Raw genomic sequence first — 13,298 nt, 5'->3', positions numbered from 1 at the left:
ACCACCAAATATCGACAATTTTCGATATACATTTGCACACTTATATCGTATTATTTCGATATATATTATTTTCGAGTTTAAAAATGTCGTCTTTAACAGATACCGCATTAAAGAATACGAAGTTCTCTATCCTAGAACTCGCACCTGTTCGAGAAGATCAAACAGTTGAGTTTTCTCTTAAGCATGCATTGCAACTTGCTCAGCATGCAGAACAGTTAGGCTTTGATCGCCTTTGGTTAGCTGAACATCATAATATGGACGGTATCGCCAGCTCCGCAACTGCTGTATTGCTGGGTTACATCTTAGCCAATACAAAAAATATTAAAGTGGGCTCGGGAGGGATTATGTTACCCAACCATGCACCTTTAGTGGTTGCTGAACAGTTTGGTACCTTGGCAACACTCTATCCAAATCGTATTGAACTCGGCTTAGGTCGTGCGCCCGGAACAGATCCAACCACCATGCGTGCATTAAGACGTGGCCGTCAAGAAACTGAAGAGCAATTTCCACAAGATGTTTTAGAAATTTTAAGCTATTTCGCCGATGCAGTGCCTCAGCAAAGAATTAAAGCAACACCAGGACAAGGTACGCATGTGCCTGTATGGCTTTTAGGATCGAGTCTTTTTAGCGCACAACTGGCGGCTAAATTGGGGCTTCCTTATTCATTTGCCTCACATTTTGCACCGAGAATGTTAGGACAAGCCATTCAGCTCTATCGTGACAATTTTGAACCATCCGCCTATTTAGATAAACCGTTTGTATCTATGGGAGTTCCTACTGTGGTCGCCCAAACCGATGAGGAAGCAGAGTATCTAGCCACAAGTGTGTATCAACGTATTCTTGCATTACTGACAGGACAAAGTTTAAAACTGAAACCGCCTGTAGCAACAATGGAAGGCCGATGGTCTGCATCAGAGAAAATGTCCGTACAAAACTTCTTAGGTATGGCGCAAATTGGCTCACCAGACACAGTGAAGAACGGTTTAAAGCAACTTTTAGAAAAATATCAGGTAGATGAATTTATTTTCACTTGCGATATTTATGATACACAGAAGCGCCTAGACAACTTTAGTTTATTGATGGATTTAAAAAAATAATACAAATCAATGATGTTTTCCTCTTTACCAAAATGAAATGATAAATTTCATTTTGGTTTTTTTTTGATTTAACTGTCCTGTAGCTGAAATATCCAATTGATTTAAAATACTATTTATTATTTCCCACACTTAAACTCTATTTGAATTAGCTCTCATAAATTGAAAAGATTTGCCATCTCATTTCAAATCAGCATAATAGAACATATAAAAATCAGTAAAATAGTAATAAGGAACAACAATGAACCAATATATCAATAAACCCACCCCTGCTTTTATTGCAGTCAGTTGGGTGGCTTTACTTGCTGGTGCGGCAGCCTACTGTGTCGGTTTATTCAATGCACAAATTCTATTGAATGAAAAAGGCTATTATTTAATCCTGATCCTTTATGGTCTATTTTCTGCTGTTTCACTACAAAAAGTTGTTCGGGATAAACTTGAAGGTCAGCCAGTCACAGCAATTTATTATGGACTATGCTGGGCTTCAGTGGTGATCTGTATCGTTCTGCTCGCATTGGGTTTATGGAATGCGACGATGGCACTCAGTGAGAAAGGTTTTTATATCATGGCTTTTTTACTTAGCCTCTTTGGTGCTGTTGCTGTACAAAAGAATATACGAGACTTGGAATATCTCAGAACGAATTCACAGCCTGAATTGCCTCAGCCCCACCCTGTTCAACAAGTTGAAGTTAAAGAACTTGAAACACCAGAAGATAAATTTTAATTGTTAAACAATCTATTGCTCCAAATGATAAGACTTGTCCTTTTATGACAAGTCTTTCTTTTTATCTCAATCACTTAGCTAAATTTTCACATTCAAAATCAAACCATTACTGGGTTGATATTTTTCATCATTCCACAATGAATATCTTTGCCAATTGATTCACAGAAATATTAAATAAAATGCAATGAAATCCTTATTTTTGATAGATTTGCTATGGCTTCAATTGACTTAGAAAAAATGTTAGATAAAGTCAAAAACACACAATGGACTTTATCCGATATTGATTGGGATGCACCAGGTCGAGAGCTGGTTACAGCCGAACAATGGCCAAAACTTAAAGACTTTATGGCAGATCTGATGTGGATTGAGCATGTAGGTGCCCGTGCATTTTCGGCAATGTCAAAAAAAGCGCCAACAGCAACTTTACGGGAGATGTACGCCATCTTCCATGCCGAAGAGCAACGCCATGCCAATGCAGAAATGGCGCTCATGAAACGTTGGGGAATGTTAGATGGTGATATCCCTAAACCAAATAAAAATTTACGTTTAATTATTGAATGGCTAGATACCTATGCCGATGAAATGCCTTTTTATATTTTAGGCGCAGTGATTCCCATGCTTGAAGTGGCTTTGGATGGCGCTTTATGTACCTTTTTATTGGATACTGTAGATGATCCTGTTTGCCACCAAGCCTTTGAACTGATTAATGGTGATGAAGCACGGCATTTAGGTGTGGGTTTCAGTGTAATGGAAGCACAAGGGATCAATAAAAGCGTCATTGAGCTTGCCCAAATGGCTGCACGAGTAGTCGACCCACGTTTGATGCTGGGTATTTTGGCTTACTTACCCTTGATCAATAAAATGCGTGACAATGTCATTAAGCTCGGACTTCCTGAAGAAAAATTATATGCAGCAATGAATAAATTTTCGAAAATTGGCGGAAGAACAGTGGAAGGACGCCGTAACCCGTGGTTTCAAATCATTCAATTTCATGGCAAAATGTAGTAGATCGCAATAAAAAATGGTTCCATATCCCGATTGATGCCATGGTTAGCGTGACTGACAAGATTCCTGAAAAGTCTTTACCTAAAGTCCCAAGTTGGATATATCAATTAACGTCAGAACCCACTGCGACCAATTAGTATAAAAAGGAAATAATATGCTCGATAGGAAAAAGAGTCAAAATGAAGGTTTTTTTCAAAATCAGCCTGAATTTTTTAAACATTATAAAGGTAAAATTATTGCATCTGCTGAGATTAAACTCACCGATTTTACTGGTTTAAACGTGGCAATTATTGGTGCAAACCAACTTACAGTCACCCATCTTGGCCACGTTTTAAACAGTGCTGAATTTGTAAAAGTGTTTCAAATTACACCCGCTTTTATTTTACCGCAAACTGAAAAAGGGGTTCAAAAGTTAATTTCGCACCCTTTGATTATCAAAAACCGTCGTTTGTTTAATCATCGTGTTAAATCGATGTTAGCGATTCGTTATCTAGAGTCGCAAGTTCAGGAACAATGGTTAAAACGTCAGTTGATGCCGAACTCTGCGTTAAAGAGTAAAGTGTTTTTAAAATCCGACACCTACTATACAGCGCTACAACGTAAAAACTGTAAATTGATCACTTGGCCAGTCGTTAAAATTACTGAAAATGCCGTACAAAGTATGGAAGGAATTGAGCATTTAGTGGATGTGATTATTACCACTTACGAATAATAGATTGAGAAGATTCGAGTTTAAGAGGCTTCTAGGCCTCTTAAACTTGTTAAATTCACTATTCTTTGAATTATTTGACCACACCGCTGTAACGATAACCCTGTGGAGTCTTTTGATAACGTAAATAGTTATTGGTCAGTTTTCCTGAAGCATTCACCACTAATATATCGATATTTTTTAAGTCTTTTGAGATACGGATAAAATCTTCTGCAGAACGTTCCCATTCCTGACAATCATTTTCAACACCAATTGAATCAAGTTTTTGAGTTTTGGTTTCAAAAATGGGTTGCGCGACAAATTTGCCGTTATTCAACACAAAGGAGTGAATGCGATAGCCCCTTGAACAAGTACTATTAACAAATAGACTGGTGACTAAATAAACGTCCTGATTTTTAATTTTGACTTGCGCAATTTTATCGATAAATCCCACTTGAGCTAACTCTTGGGACGCCAAACCATTGCTTGGCTTCACTTGAATTAAACTATATGGTTCTCTCATCGTTCCCCCAGCAGAAACGTCCATCGTATAAAATTTGATTTTTCGATCAGGACTGTAATGGATATCCAGCATATTTTTTTCAGTGAGTTTTGCAAACGAATATGCAAAACTCGATGAATCATTTTTTTTTATTTTCAATTTCACTGGAAATTTTTTCATTGTACTGATCACATTCACCACGCCCTGAACAGGTTTTTTGATAGTATTTTTCAACCAAACCATTTTCAAAGTTGCTCAATGATTCAGCATTGGTTTGTTGTGCAAATATACCTTGTACACTTACAAGCATGAAAAATGAACTTACTTTTAATATCTTATTCATATAACAAATCACACTATAAAAAATAATAAACATAAAAGAAAAAGAGCCAAATCTTGATTCAGCTCAATACTGTTCTTACACTACATCACACATCAAAAATTATAAGGATGGATTATCCAATACGACGTTTAAGCCCTGTCATTTGTAAAACACGTGTTGAAATTTCTTCAATCGACATCTCTGAAACATTTAAATATTTAATCCCTTCAGAAATATAGATCCCTTCAACAGCACGTAGCTCCATCTGACACTGCGAAAAGCTCGCATAACGACTATTGGCTTTACGTTCAGAACGAATGGCAACGAGACGTTCAGCATCAATCATCAAACCAAATAGTTTATTTTTATGTTCTTTCAGTACTGCAGGTAAACGATTATCGTCTAAATCTTCTTCGGTTAATGGGTAGTTTGCAACTCGAATACCAAACTGCAAAGATAAATAAATTGAAGTTGGGGTTTTACCAGAACGCGATACGCCGATCAGGATTAAATCTGCTTTGTCATAATGGCGGGTACGTGCTCCATCATCGTTATCCAAAGCAAAATGAACAGCATCAATACGTGCTTTATACGACTCAGAATCCGTCACAGCATGGGTTTGTCCGACTAAAGTTGTAGGCGGTGTACCTAAAACGTCCGACAACTTACTAATAAGCCCTTCAAAAACATCAAGATTTACTGCATTTGCAGTATTAATAATGTCACGAACATAAGGGTCAACCAAAGTATCGAATACCAAGGGTTGTTGACCATCTTTATCCGCCCTTTTATTGATTTCTTCGACCACATTCATTGCAGCTTCTTCAGAGGTAATATAGGGAATAATATGGATATCAAACTTTACATGAGGAAATTGCGCTAATAATGAATGCCCAAGGGTTTCAGCCGTAATCGCTGTACCATCAGAAATAAAAAATACGCTCCGCTTTATTTGGTTACTTTCTGACATTAAAAATCTCCTCAAACATTTGTCTTAGCGATGTATAATCTTTATAGTAAGCCCATCTTACATGACTATCACTTAGTTGAATCAAAATGCTAAGTTTTTTGTTATAATTTCATGCCAAGATAGTGATTAATACTGCATAAGTGGAGTAACAACTTTGGAAGCACGCGTAATCGGTCTGGAAAAACTAGGTAAACACGACGTTGAGATCGTGGGTGGTAAAAACTCTTCACTTGGGGAAATGATCAGTCATTTAGCAAATGCTGGTGTATCAGTTCCAGGTGGATTTGCAACGACTGCTGATGCATATCGCGAATTCCTAGAGCAAAGTGGCCTAAATGCTAAAATCAATGCAGAACTTGCAGCATTAAATGTTGATGATGTAATCGCACTGGCAGAAACTGGTGCAAAAATCCGTCAATGGATTGTAGAAACTCCACTTACTACAGGTCTAGAGACTGAAGTTCGCGAAGCATTTGCTGCCCTCTCTAACGGTAATCCTGACATCGCTGTTGCGGTACGTTCTTCTGCAACTGCTGAAGACTTACCAGATGCTTCATTTGCGGGTCAACAAGAAACTTTCTTAAACATTCGTGGGATCGACAACGTTCTTATCGCAATTAAAGAAGTTTTTGCTTCACTTTATAATGACCGTGCCATTGCTTACCGTGTACACCAAAATTTTGCACATGATATTGTTGCGCTTTCTGCTGGTATTCAGCGTATGGTTCGCTCTGAAACGGGTGCTGCAGGTGTAATGTTTACACTTGATACAGAATCTGGTTTCCGTGAAGCAGTATTTATTACTGCTTCTTACGGTTTGGGGGAAATGGTTGTACAAGGTGCAGTAAACCCAGATGAATTCTATGTTTCTAAGCCACTTCTAAGAAATGGCAAACATGCCGTTATTCGCCGTAATCTTGGTTCTAAACACCAAAAAATGATTTATGGTGAAGAAGGTGCTGCGGGTAAATCTGTTGTGGTTGTTGATGTTGAAAAAACAGATCGTCAGCAATTTGCTTTAAATGATTTAGAGCTTCAAGAACTTGCTAAACAAGCCTTGATCATTGAAGAACATTATCAAGCGCCGATGGATATCGAATGGGCAAAAGACGGTGATGATGGTCAAATCTATATCGTTCAAGCACGCCCTGAAACTGTAAAAAGCCGTGAGAATGTCGGCACAATGGAACGTTACCTCCTTAAACAAAAAGGTACAGTTCTTTGTGAAGGTCGTTCAATTGGTCAACGTATTGGTTCTGGTAAAGTTCGTATCGTTACTTCGATTAAAGAAATGGACAAAGTACAAGAAGGTGATGTTCTTGTATCAGACATGACTGACCCAGATTGGGAACCAGTGATGAAACGTGCGGCTGCAATTGTAACTAACCGTGGTGGTCGTACTTGTCATGCGGCAATTATTGCCCGTGAACTTGGTGTTCCTGCCATCGTAGGTTGTGGTAATGCAACAGAAGTGCTTGTTGATGGTCAAGAAGTCACTGTTTCTTGTGCTGAAGGTGATACAGGCTTTATTTATGAAGGTGCGTTAGATTTCGAAATTCAACGTAACTCGATCGAATCTATGCCAAAACTTCCGTTCAAAATTATGATGAACGTAGGTAACCCTGACCGTGCATTTGACTTTGCTCAAATTCCAAACGAAGGGATCGGTCTTGCACGTTTAGAATTCATCATCAACCGTATGATTGGTGTGCATCCAAAAGCTTTGTTAAACATAGACAGCCTACCACGCGAAACACGTGCGGCAGTTCTGGCACGTACTGCAGGTTATGCATCACCGATTGAGTTCTATGTTGAAAAATTGGTTGAAGGTATTTCTACCCTTGCAGCTGCATTTGCTGACAAACCAGTGATTGTTCGTATGTCTGACTTTAAGTCAAATGAATATGCGAACTTGATTGGTGGTAAGCTTTACGAGCCTGAAGAAGAAAACCCAATGCTTGGTTTCCGTGGTGCGAGCCGTTATGTATCTGATAACTTCCGTGACTGCTTCGAACTCGAATGCCGTGCATTGAAAAAAGCACGTGATGAAATGGGTTTAACCAACATTCAAATCATGATTCCATTTGTACGTACAGTATCTGAAGCGAAACGTGTTATTGAGTTATTGGCTCAGAATGGTCTTAGACGTGGTGAAAACGGTCTTAAAGTGATCATGATGTGTGAGTTACCAACAAACGCATTACTTGCTGAACAATTCCTTGAACACTTCGATGGTTTCTCTATCGGTTCAAATGACTTAACTCAGCTAACACTTGGTTTAGACCGTGACTCTGGTATCGTTTCTCACTTGTTTGACGAACGTGATCCAGCAGTAAAAGCATTACTTTCTATGGCAATTCATGCTTGCCGTAAAGCGGGTAAATATGTAGGTATCTGTGGTCAAGGTCCTTCTGATCACCCTGATCTTGCAAAATGGTTAATGGAACAAGGTATTGAATCTGTTTCATTAAACCCAGACTCAGTTTTAGATACTTGGTTCTTCCTTGCAGAAGAAAAGATTAAACAATCTTAATCAAAGCTGTTTAAAAAGACCCTCTAGCAGGGTCTTTTTTATGTATATTTTTTAAAACTTTGATTTTAATATTCTATTAAATATCAGATTTAAGATTGCTAGTTTTTAACGTAGATACAAACATTTTATATAGTTTCTGTATTAAGTTTTCACATCTGTGTTTGAATGTTAAACCAAGTTTCACAGTCACCGGTCTGCTGCTAAATAGGTTAATTTTTCTTGATATTTTAAGATTTCGTGTAAATTTAATGTTAATACATTCAAAAATCTAGTATACATAGTGGTTTAAAAAAGTAGGTGAACAAAGTTGCGGTTATGTTCATTTTCATCTACCAATTTTGTACTTTTAGATTTATTTTGAGAATTGAGTTTTATGCAAATTTACTTGGCGAGAAATAACCAACAAGCTGGTCCGTATTCAATTGAACAACTGAATCAAATGCTTGCAAGCCAGCAAGTGCTTTTAACAGATTTAGCTTGGCATCAAGGATTAACGGAATGGAAAGCGCTTGGTGAACTTACACAAGGTAAACTTGTTTATGAGCCTATTGGTTATGTCACACCAATGTCATCAAACAACGAACAAATTGATCGTCAAGAAAATCCTACTATCACCAATATAAAAATTGAAAAAAGTACAAAAAAAATCATTAAAGCGGCACCTGTAGGTAAACGAATTTCAGCTAAACTTATCGACTTCGCCCTTTTGTTTTTACCCCAATTCATCGCTATTGCTTATTTTATGCCTGAAGATGCAATCAAAGTTGCTTCAGATGGTTTCTCAGTAGATAACCAAGTTAAAATTGCGGAAATGATCAGTCAAAGTATGCCGGCCTACCTGAATATTGCTCTGATGATCTTTGTACTTATTCTCTTGATCACTCAATGCTTTATGATTACCAAATTTGGACAATCTATTGGTAAAAAAATATTCAAACTGCAAATTGTTGATGTCAATACCAATCAATTGCCAGGGTCGCTAAGAGGATTTTTCGTTCGTTCATTCTTATTTCTTATCCTGTCTCAAGTTATGAGTGTATTACCTCTGATTGCCATCATTTTCATTGTTGATTTGTTCATGTTTTTCTCTAAAGAGAATTATGCATTACATGATCGTATTTCTAAAACCAAAGTTATTGATCTTTCTGAATAATTCAAATGGCGGTTATACCGCCATTTTTTATCGCTCGCCAAGCACAAAATAATAATTTATGTTTTTGTTTTCTTTATAATTCCGACTAAAAATATCAGGTATTTTTACATCAATATATTCAACCTCTATGTATAGCTAAGTTTGACGATATGAGGCATAATGCCCTACAACGTAGCGGTGTCAGATCATTGAGAATGTTTTCTATTTAGAAATAATAGTCATTTTCAATCATGCGGCACTTTAATCGCTATCCCATATTTATATAGGGAATGGGACTCTTCACCGAGGTTGTAAAATGAGACAAACGACTTTAGCTGTATTGTCTTTATCTGCGATCGCCGCACTCTTAACTGGGTGTGGTGGTGATATAGTACTTCTAAACTCTAAAGGTCCAGTCGCTGAAGGTCAAAGTAGCCTGATGATGACTGCGATCTACTTAATGCTATTGGTCGTAATTCCTTCGATCTTGATGGCATTGTGGTTTGGTTGGAAATATCGCGCGTCAAATAAAGATGCAGACTATAAACCTACATGGGCACACTCTACTGCGATTGAAATTGTAGTATGGGGTATCCCGTGTATTATTATTGCTATTCTTGCGTATTTAACATGGTGGGGTTCACACAAATATGACCCTTACAGACCATTAACGAATACTCAAGGTCAGATGGAAGAACATTTAAAAATTCAAGCAGTCGCTGAACAATTTAAATGGGTATTTATCTATCCTGAACAACAAATAGCTACAATTAACGAAGTTCGTTTCCCAGTCAATAAACCAATTGAATTTCAAATCACTTCTAACTTTACAATGAACTCGTTCTTCATTCCTAAGTTAGCAGGTCAGGTTTATGCAATGGCAGGTATGCAAACTAAGTTACATATGCTTGCAGAACATCCAAGTCCAGTAGATGGCTACCGTGGATTCTCAGCAAATTATAGCGGCTATGGCTTTACGCAAATGCGTTTCAGAGCTCATGCTGTTTCAGATGCTGACTTCAACACTTGGGTAGACGCTATTAAAGCAGGTAAAGGTACTTCAATTAATCCTGAAGCGATCCAAAAAACCACGCTTGATGCGACTGAATTTGCTACGCTCAAAGATGGTGATCGTTCTAAACACCAAATTGAAGCAATGCTGAACAATGCGCATACTCCAGAAGAACTTAAAGCTGCACACGAAGCTGAACGTAAAGGTCCATTCCCTACTAAGCCTCATCCTGTGACTTATTATTCTTCAGTTACGCCTGACTTGTTCAAAAGCATTATCAACACTTACATGAGCAACTACCATGGTGCAGACCATGCAGGCGCTGAACATGCAGGTGCTGAACATGCAACTGCTTCTGTAGGGGAATAAGACATGTCTTTGTTATTAGGTAAACTCAATTGGGATGCAATCCCTAAAGAGCCGATTGTACTTGTAACAATGGTCATTATGGCTCTTGGTGCAATTGCAGTTTTCGGCGGTATCACCTATTTCAAAAAATGGGGTTACCTCTGGAATGTATGGTTTAAATCTGTAGACCATAAAAAAATTGGTATTATGTATATCCTTGTGTCTGTTGTGATGCTACTTCGTGGCTTCGCAGATGCAATCATGATGCGTCTTCAACTGTTCCTTGCAAAAGGTGGCGGTGAAGGTTACTTACATCCAGACCATTACGATCAGATCTTCACCGCACATGGTGTAATCATGATCTTCTTCGTAGCAATGGGTCTTGTTGTTGGTATGATGAACATCACTGTACCTCTTCAAATTGGTGCGCGTGACGTTGCATTCCCATTATTAAACTCTGTGAGCTTCTGGTTATTTGCTGGTGCTGCTGGTTTGATGATGGTTTCATTAGTATTAGGTGAGTTTGCTGCAACAGGTTGGATGGCTTATCCACCTCTTTCTGGCATTCAATATTCTCCTGGTGTTGGTGTTGACTACTATATCTGGGCACTCCAGGTTTCTGGTCTAGGTACGCTTTTAACGGGTGTTAACTTCTTTGTTACCATCATCAAAATGCGTGCGCCTGGTATGAAACTTATGGACATGCCGATCTTTACTTGGACTGCACTTTGTACAGCAGTATTGATCATTGCATCTTTCCCAGTATTGACTGCAACAATTGCAATGTTAACGCTAGACCGTTACTTCGGTTTCCACTTCTTCACCAATGAGCTTGGCGGTAGCCCAATGCTTTATGTGAACTTGATTTGGACATGGGGTCACCCAGAAGTATATATCTTAGTATTACCTGCTTTTGGTCTTTACTCTGAAATCGTTTCAACGTTCTCTCGTAAAACGTTGTTCGGTTACAAGTCTATGGTGTATGCAACGATTGCGATTACAGTACTTGCTTTCGTGGTATGGTTACACCACTTCTTTACCATGGGTGCTGGTGCCAACGTTAACGCTTTCTTCGGTATCATGACCATGATTATTGCGATTCCTACTGGTGTGAAAATCTTCTCATGGTTATTCACTATGTATAAGGGTCGTATTACCTTTACATCACCAATGTACTGGACACTTGGCTTCCTTGTGACTTTCGGTATCGGTGGTTTAACGGGTGTATTGATGGCTGTTCCACCAGCTGACTTCTTGGTACACAACTCTTTATTCTTGATCGCTCACTTCCATAACGTAATTATTGGTGGTGTTGTATTCGGTATGTTCGCAGGTATCACTTTCTACTGGCCAAAAATGTTTGGTTGGAAATTAAATGAAACTTGGGGTAAAGCATCGTTCTGGTTCTGGTTCTTTGGTTTCTATTTTGCATTCATGCCACTTTATATCCTTGGTTTCATGGGTATGACACGTCGTTTGAATACATATGACAACCCTGAATGGGACCCATACTTAGCAATTGCTTTGTTTGGTGCTGTGCTTGTAGCAATCGGTATTGCTTGTTTCTTAATGCAAGTTATTGTTGGTTTCTTACAACGTCACGACAACATGGACAACACAGGCGATCCATGGGATGGTCGTGTACTTGAATGGTCTACTTCATCCCCTGCTCCGTTCTATAACTTTGCTGAAATTCCAAAAATCAATGGTATTGATACTTTCTGGAATGACAAAGAGAATGGTGTAGCGTATGCACGTCCTGAGAAATATGAAGATATTCATATGCCAACTGACCGTGCTGCTGGTTTTGTTATTGCCTTGTTCATTACAGCAATGGGCTTCGCTTTAATCTGGCATATCTGGTGGTTAGTCGTTGCAACTTTCCTTGGTGCTGTTATCAGCTTCATCGTAAGTTCATTCACTAAAAAAGTGGACTACTACGTACCAGCTGCTGAAGTAGAACGTATCGAAAACGAGCGTTATGCTTTACTTGAAAAACACTTGAAGAAGGACTAAGGATATGGCTGAAGTACTTCATCACGACAACCACGGACACGATGAACATCATCATCACGATGATACAGACATCACCGTCTTTGGTTTCTGGACATACTTGATGAGTGACTTGATTTTATTCGGTACACTCTTCATCGCGTTCGCTGTATTAAGCAGTCATATTCCGCCTGGTACTCCAAGTCCAAAAGAGTTATTTGGTGAGTCTTTAGGTTTCGTACTTGTTGAAACCTTTGCTCTCTTGATTTCTTCTGTGACTTTCGGTTTTGCGGTACTTGCTTCTTACAAGAAAAATGTCAACCAAGTGCTTATGTGGTTAATTATCACTTGGCTCTTTGGTGCAACATTCATCGGTATGGAACTTTATGAATTTAATCATTTAGTTCACGCTGGTCATGGTCCTACCCACAGTGCGTTTTTATCTGCGTTCTTTACCCTTGTAGGTACGCATGGTATCCACGTAACATCTGGTTTGGTCTGGATGATCGTGTTAATGGTTCAAATCAAGAAAAATGGTTTGACTGTTCCAAATACACGTCGTCTTGCTTGCCTAAGTTTGTTCTGGCACTTCCTTGACATCGTTTGGATCTGTGTATTCAGCGTAGTTTATTTACTGGGAGCTTTATAATGAGTCATGATCATAATGCTGCTGGTGCTTCGCACGGAAACATCAAACAATACTCTATCGGCTTCATTCTTTCTGTCGTATTGACCATCATCCCTTTCGGGATGGTGATGAAAGGAATGACTGGTGGTGCAGTTGTTGCAACGATTGCGATCACTGCGATTGCTCAGGTTCTTGTACAATTAGTTTTCTTCTTGCACATGAATTCATCTTCTGAACAACGCTGGAATGTGATTGCATTCATCTATACGATTCTGACGATTGCAGTTCTATTAATTGGTTCTGTATGGATCATGAACTACTTACATTCAAACATGATGCTCTAGGGTG

General features: G+C 38.7%; 14 protein-coding genes. 11 read left to right on the top strand and 3 right to left on the bottom strand.

Going from position 1 to position 13,298, the window contains the following annotated elements; genetic code table 11:
- The first annotated feature begins 83 nt into the window (after positions 1 to 83).
- The 5 genes from FHR28_RS07400 to FHR28_RS07385 all read left to right on the top strand — a co-directional run bounded on the left by FHR28_RS07400 (position 84) and on the right by FHR28_RS07385 (position 3,535).
- Positions 84 to 1,097, top strand: coding sequence for an LLM class flavin-dependent oxidoreductase (locus FHR28_RS07400; protein ID WP_004822422.1), 1,014 nt, complete (start codon positions 84 to 86; stop codon positions 1,095 to 1,097).
- Positions 1,098 to 1,335: 238 nt separating this feature from the next.
- Positions 1,336 to 1,818 carry an inner membrane protein YiaA gene (gene yiaA / locus FHR28_RS07395; RefSeq protein ID WP_034613439.1) on the top strand — a complete coding sequence of 161 codons (483 nt, stop codon included), beginning with the start codon at positions 1,336 to 1,338 and terminating at the stop codon, positions 1,816 to 1,818.
- Between the two features lie 213 nt (positions 1,819 to 2,031).
- Entirely contained in the window at positions 2,032 to 2,823 is a 792-nt protein-coding gene (locus tag FHR28_RS07390) for a ferritin-like domain-containing protein (protein WP_228722035.1), read from the top strand.
- The gene (locus FHR28_RS21865; RefSeq protein WP_228722034.1) at positions 2,787 to 2,960 is read left to right on the top strand and encodes a hypothetical protein; all 174 of its coding nucleotides are present in this window, start codon (positions 2,787 to 2,789) and stop codon (positions 2,958 to 2,960) included. Before FHR28_RS07390 ends, FHR28_RS21865 begins: the two co-directional genes overlap by 37 nt.
- A 17-nt stretch (positions 2,961 to 2,977) precedes the next feature.
- On the top strand, positions 2,978 to 3,535 hold the full coding sequence (locus FHR28_RS07385; protein ID WP_004719366.1) for a hypothetical protein: 558 nt from the start codon (positions 2,978 to 2,980) through the stop codon (positions 3,533 to 3,535).
- A 70-nt stretch (positions 3,536 to 3,605) separates the two neighbouring features.
- Here the strand turns inward: FHR28_RS07385 and FHR28_RS21860 are convergent, their stop codons facing one another.
- The 3 genes from FHR28_RS21860 to FHR28_RS07375 all read right to left on the bottom strand — a co-directional run bounded on the left by FHR28_RS21860 (position 3,606) and on the right by FHR28_RS07375 (position 5,305).
- The gene (locus tag FHR28_RS21860) at positions 3,606 to 4,034 is read right to left on the bottom strand and encodes a hypothetical protein (RefSeq protein WP_228722033.1); all 429 of its coding nucleotides are present in this window, start codon (positions 4,032 to 4,034) and stop codon (positions 3,606 to 3,608) included.
- A 118-nt stretch (positions 4,035 to 4,152) separates the two neighbouring features.
- Entirely contained in the window at positions 4,153 to 4,356 is a 204-nt protein-coding gene (locus FHR28_RS21855) for a hypothetical protein (RefSeq protein WP_228722032.1), read from the bottom strand.
- A gap of 112 nt (positions 4,357 to 4,468) precedes the next feature.
- A complete protein-coding gene (locus tag FHR28_RS07375) occupies positions 4,469 to 5,305 on the bottom strand; it encodes a pyruvate, water dikinase regulatory protein (protein ID WP_004719361.1) in 837 nt (278 codons plus the stop codon).
- Between the two features lie 154 nt (positions 5,306 to 5,459).
- On the opposite strand from FHR28_RS07375, the gene ppsA reads away from it, so the two are divergent.
- From ppsA to cyoD, 6 genes are all read left to right on the top strand, one after another.
- Positions 5,460 to 7,838, top strand: coding sequence for a phosphoenolpyruvate synthase (gene ppsA / locus FHR28_RS07370; protein ID WP_004719359.1), 2,379 nt, complete (start codon positions 5,460 to 5,462; stop codon positions 7,836 to 7,838).
- A gap of 373 nt (positions 7,839 to 8,211) precedes the next feature.
- A complete protein-coding gene (locus FHR28_RS07365) occupies positions 8,212 to 8,991 on the top strand; it encodes an RDD family protein (RefSeq protein WP_166782276.1) in 780 nt (259 codons plus the stop codon).
- Between the two features lie 295 nt (positions 8,992 to 9,286).
- Complete coding sequence (gene cyoA / locus FHR28_RS07360) at positions 9,287 to 10,351, top strand: ubiquinol oxidase subunit II (RefSeq protein ID WP_004719354.1); 1,065 nt, start codon at positions 9,287 to 9,289, stop codon at positions 10,349 to 10,351.
- A 3-nt stretch (positions 10,352 to 10,354) separates the two neighbouring features.
- On the top strand, positions 10,355 to 12,346 hold the full coding sequence (gene cyoB, locus FHR28_RS07355) for a cytochrome o ubiquinol oxidase subunit I (RefSeq protein WP_004719352.1): 1,992 nt from the start codon (positions 10,355 to 10,357) through the stop codon (positions 12,344 to 12,346).
- Between the two features lie 4 nt (positions 12,347 to 12,350).
- Positions 12,351 to 12,971, top strand: coding sequence for a cytochrome o ubiquinol oxidase subunit III (cyoC, locus tag FHR28_RS07350; protein ID WP_004719350.1), 621 nt, complete (start codon positions 12,351 to 12,353; stop codon positions 12,969 to 12,971).
- Positions 12,968 to 13,294 carry a cytochrome o ubiquinol oxidase subunit IV gene (cyoD, locus tag FHR28_RS07345; protein WP_171066910.1) on the top strand — a complete coding sequence of 109 codons (327 nt, stop codon included), beginning with the start codon at positions 12,968 to 12,970 and terminating at the stop codon, positions 13,292 to 13,294. The genes cyoC and cyoD overlap by 4 nt, the downstream gene beginning before the upstream one ends.
- The last annotated feature ends 4 nt before the right edge of the window (positions 13,295 to 13,298 follow it).

Source organism: Acinetobacter sp. BIGb0196 (assembly GCF_011759595.1).
Classification (GTDB): Bacteria; Pseudomonadota; Gammaproteobacteria; order Pseudomonadales; family Moraxellaceae; genus Acinetobacter; species Acinetobacter guillouiae.
The sequence above is the reverse complement of the archived record's forward strand: the minus strand, read 5'-3'. Positions and strand labels throughout refer to the sequence as shown.

Bases quoted from the DNA above. Each gene is read 5' to 3' on its own strand.
- FHR28_RS07375 (WP_004719361.1), bottom strand. From the start codon at position 5,305: ATGTCAGAAAGTAACCAAATAAAGCGGAGCGTATTTTTTATTTCTGAT.
- FHR28_RS07390 (WP_228722035.1), top strand. From the start codon at position 2,032: ATGGCTTCAATTGACTTAGAAAAAATGTTAGATAAAGTCAAAAACACA.
- FHR28_RS07385 (WP_004719366.1), top strand. From the start codon at position 2,978: ATGCTCGATAGGAAAAAGAGTCAAAATGAAGGTTTTTTTCAAAATCAG.
- FHR28_RS07365 (WP_166782276.1), top strand. From the start codon at position 8,212: ATGCAAATTTACTTGGCGAGAAATAACCAACAAGCTGGTCCGTATTCA.
- FHR28_RS21855 (WP_228722032.1), bottom strand. From the start codon at position 4,356: ATGAATAAGATATTAAAAGTAAGTTCATTTTTCATGCTTGTAAGTGTA.
- yiaA (WP_034613439.1), top strand. From the start codon at position 1,336: ATGAACCAATATATCAATAAACCCACCCCTGCTTTTATTGCAGTCAGT.
- FHR28_RS21860 (WP_228722033.1), bottom strand. From the start codon at position 4,034: ATGAGAGAACCATATAGTTTAATTCAAGTGAAGCCAAGCAATGGTTTG.
- cyoB (WP_004719352.1), top strand. From the start codon at position 10,355: ATGTCTTTGTTATTAGGTAAACTCAATTGGGATGCAATCCCTAAAGAG.
- cyoC (WP_004719350.1), top strand. From the start codon at position 12,351: ATGGCTGAAGTACTTCATCACGACAACCACGGACACGATGAACATCAT.
- cyoA (WP_004719354.1), top strand. From the start codon at position 9,287: ATGAGACAAACGACTTTAGCTGTATTGTCTTTATCTGCGATCGCCGCA.
- FHR28_RS07400 (WP_004822422.1), top strand. From the start codon at position 84: ATGTCGTCTTTAACAGATACCGCATTAAAGAATACGAAGTTCTCTATC.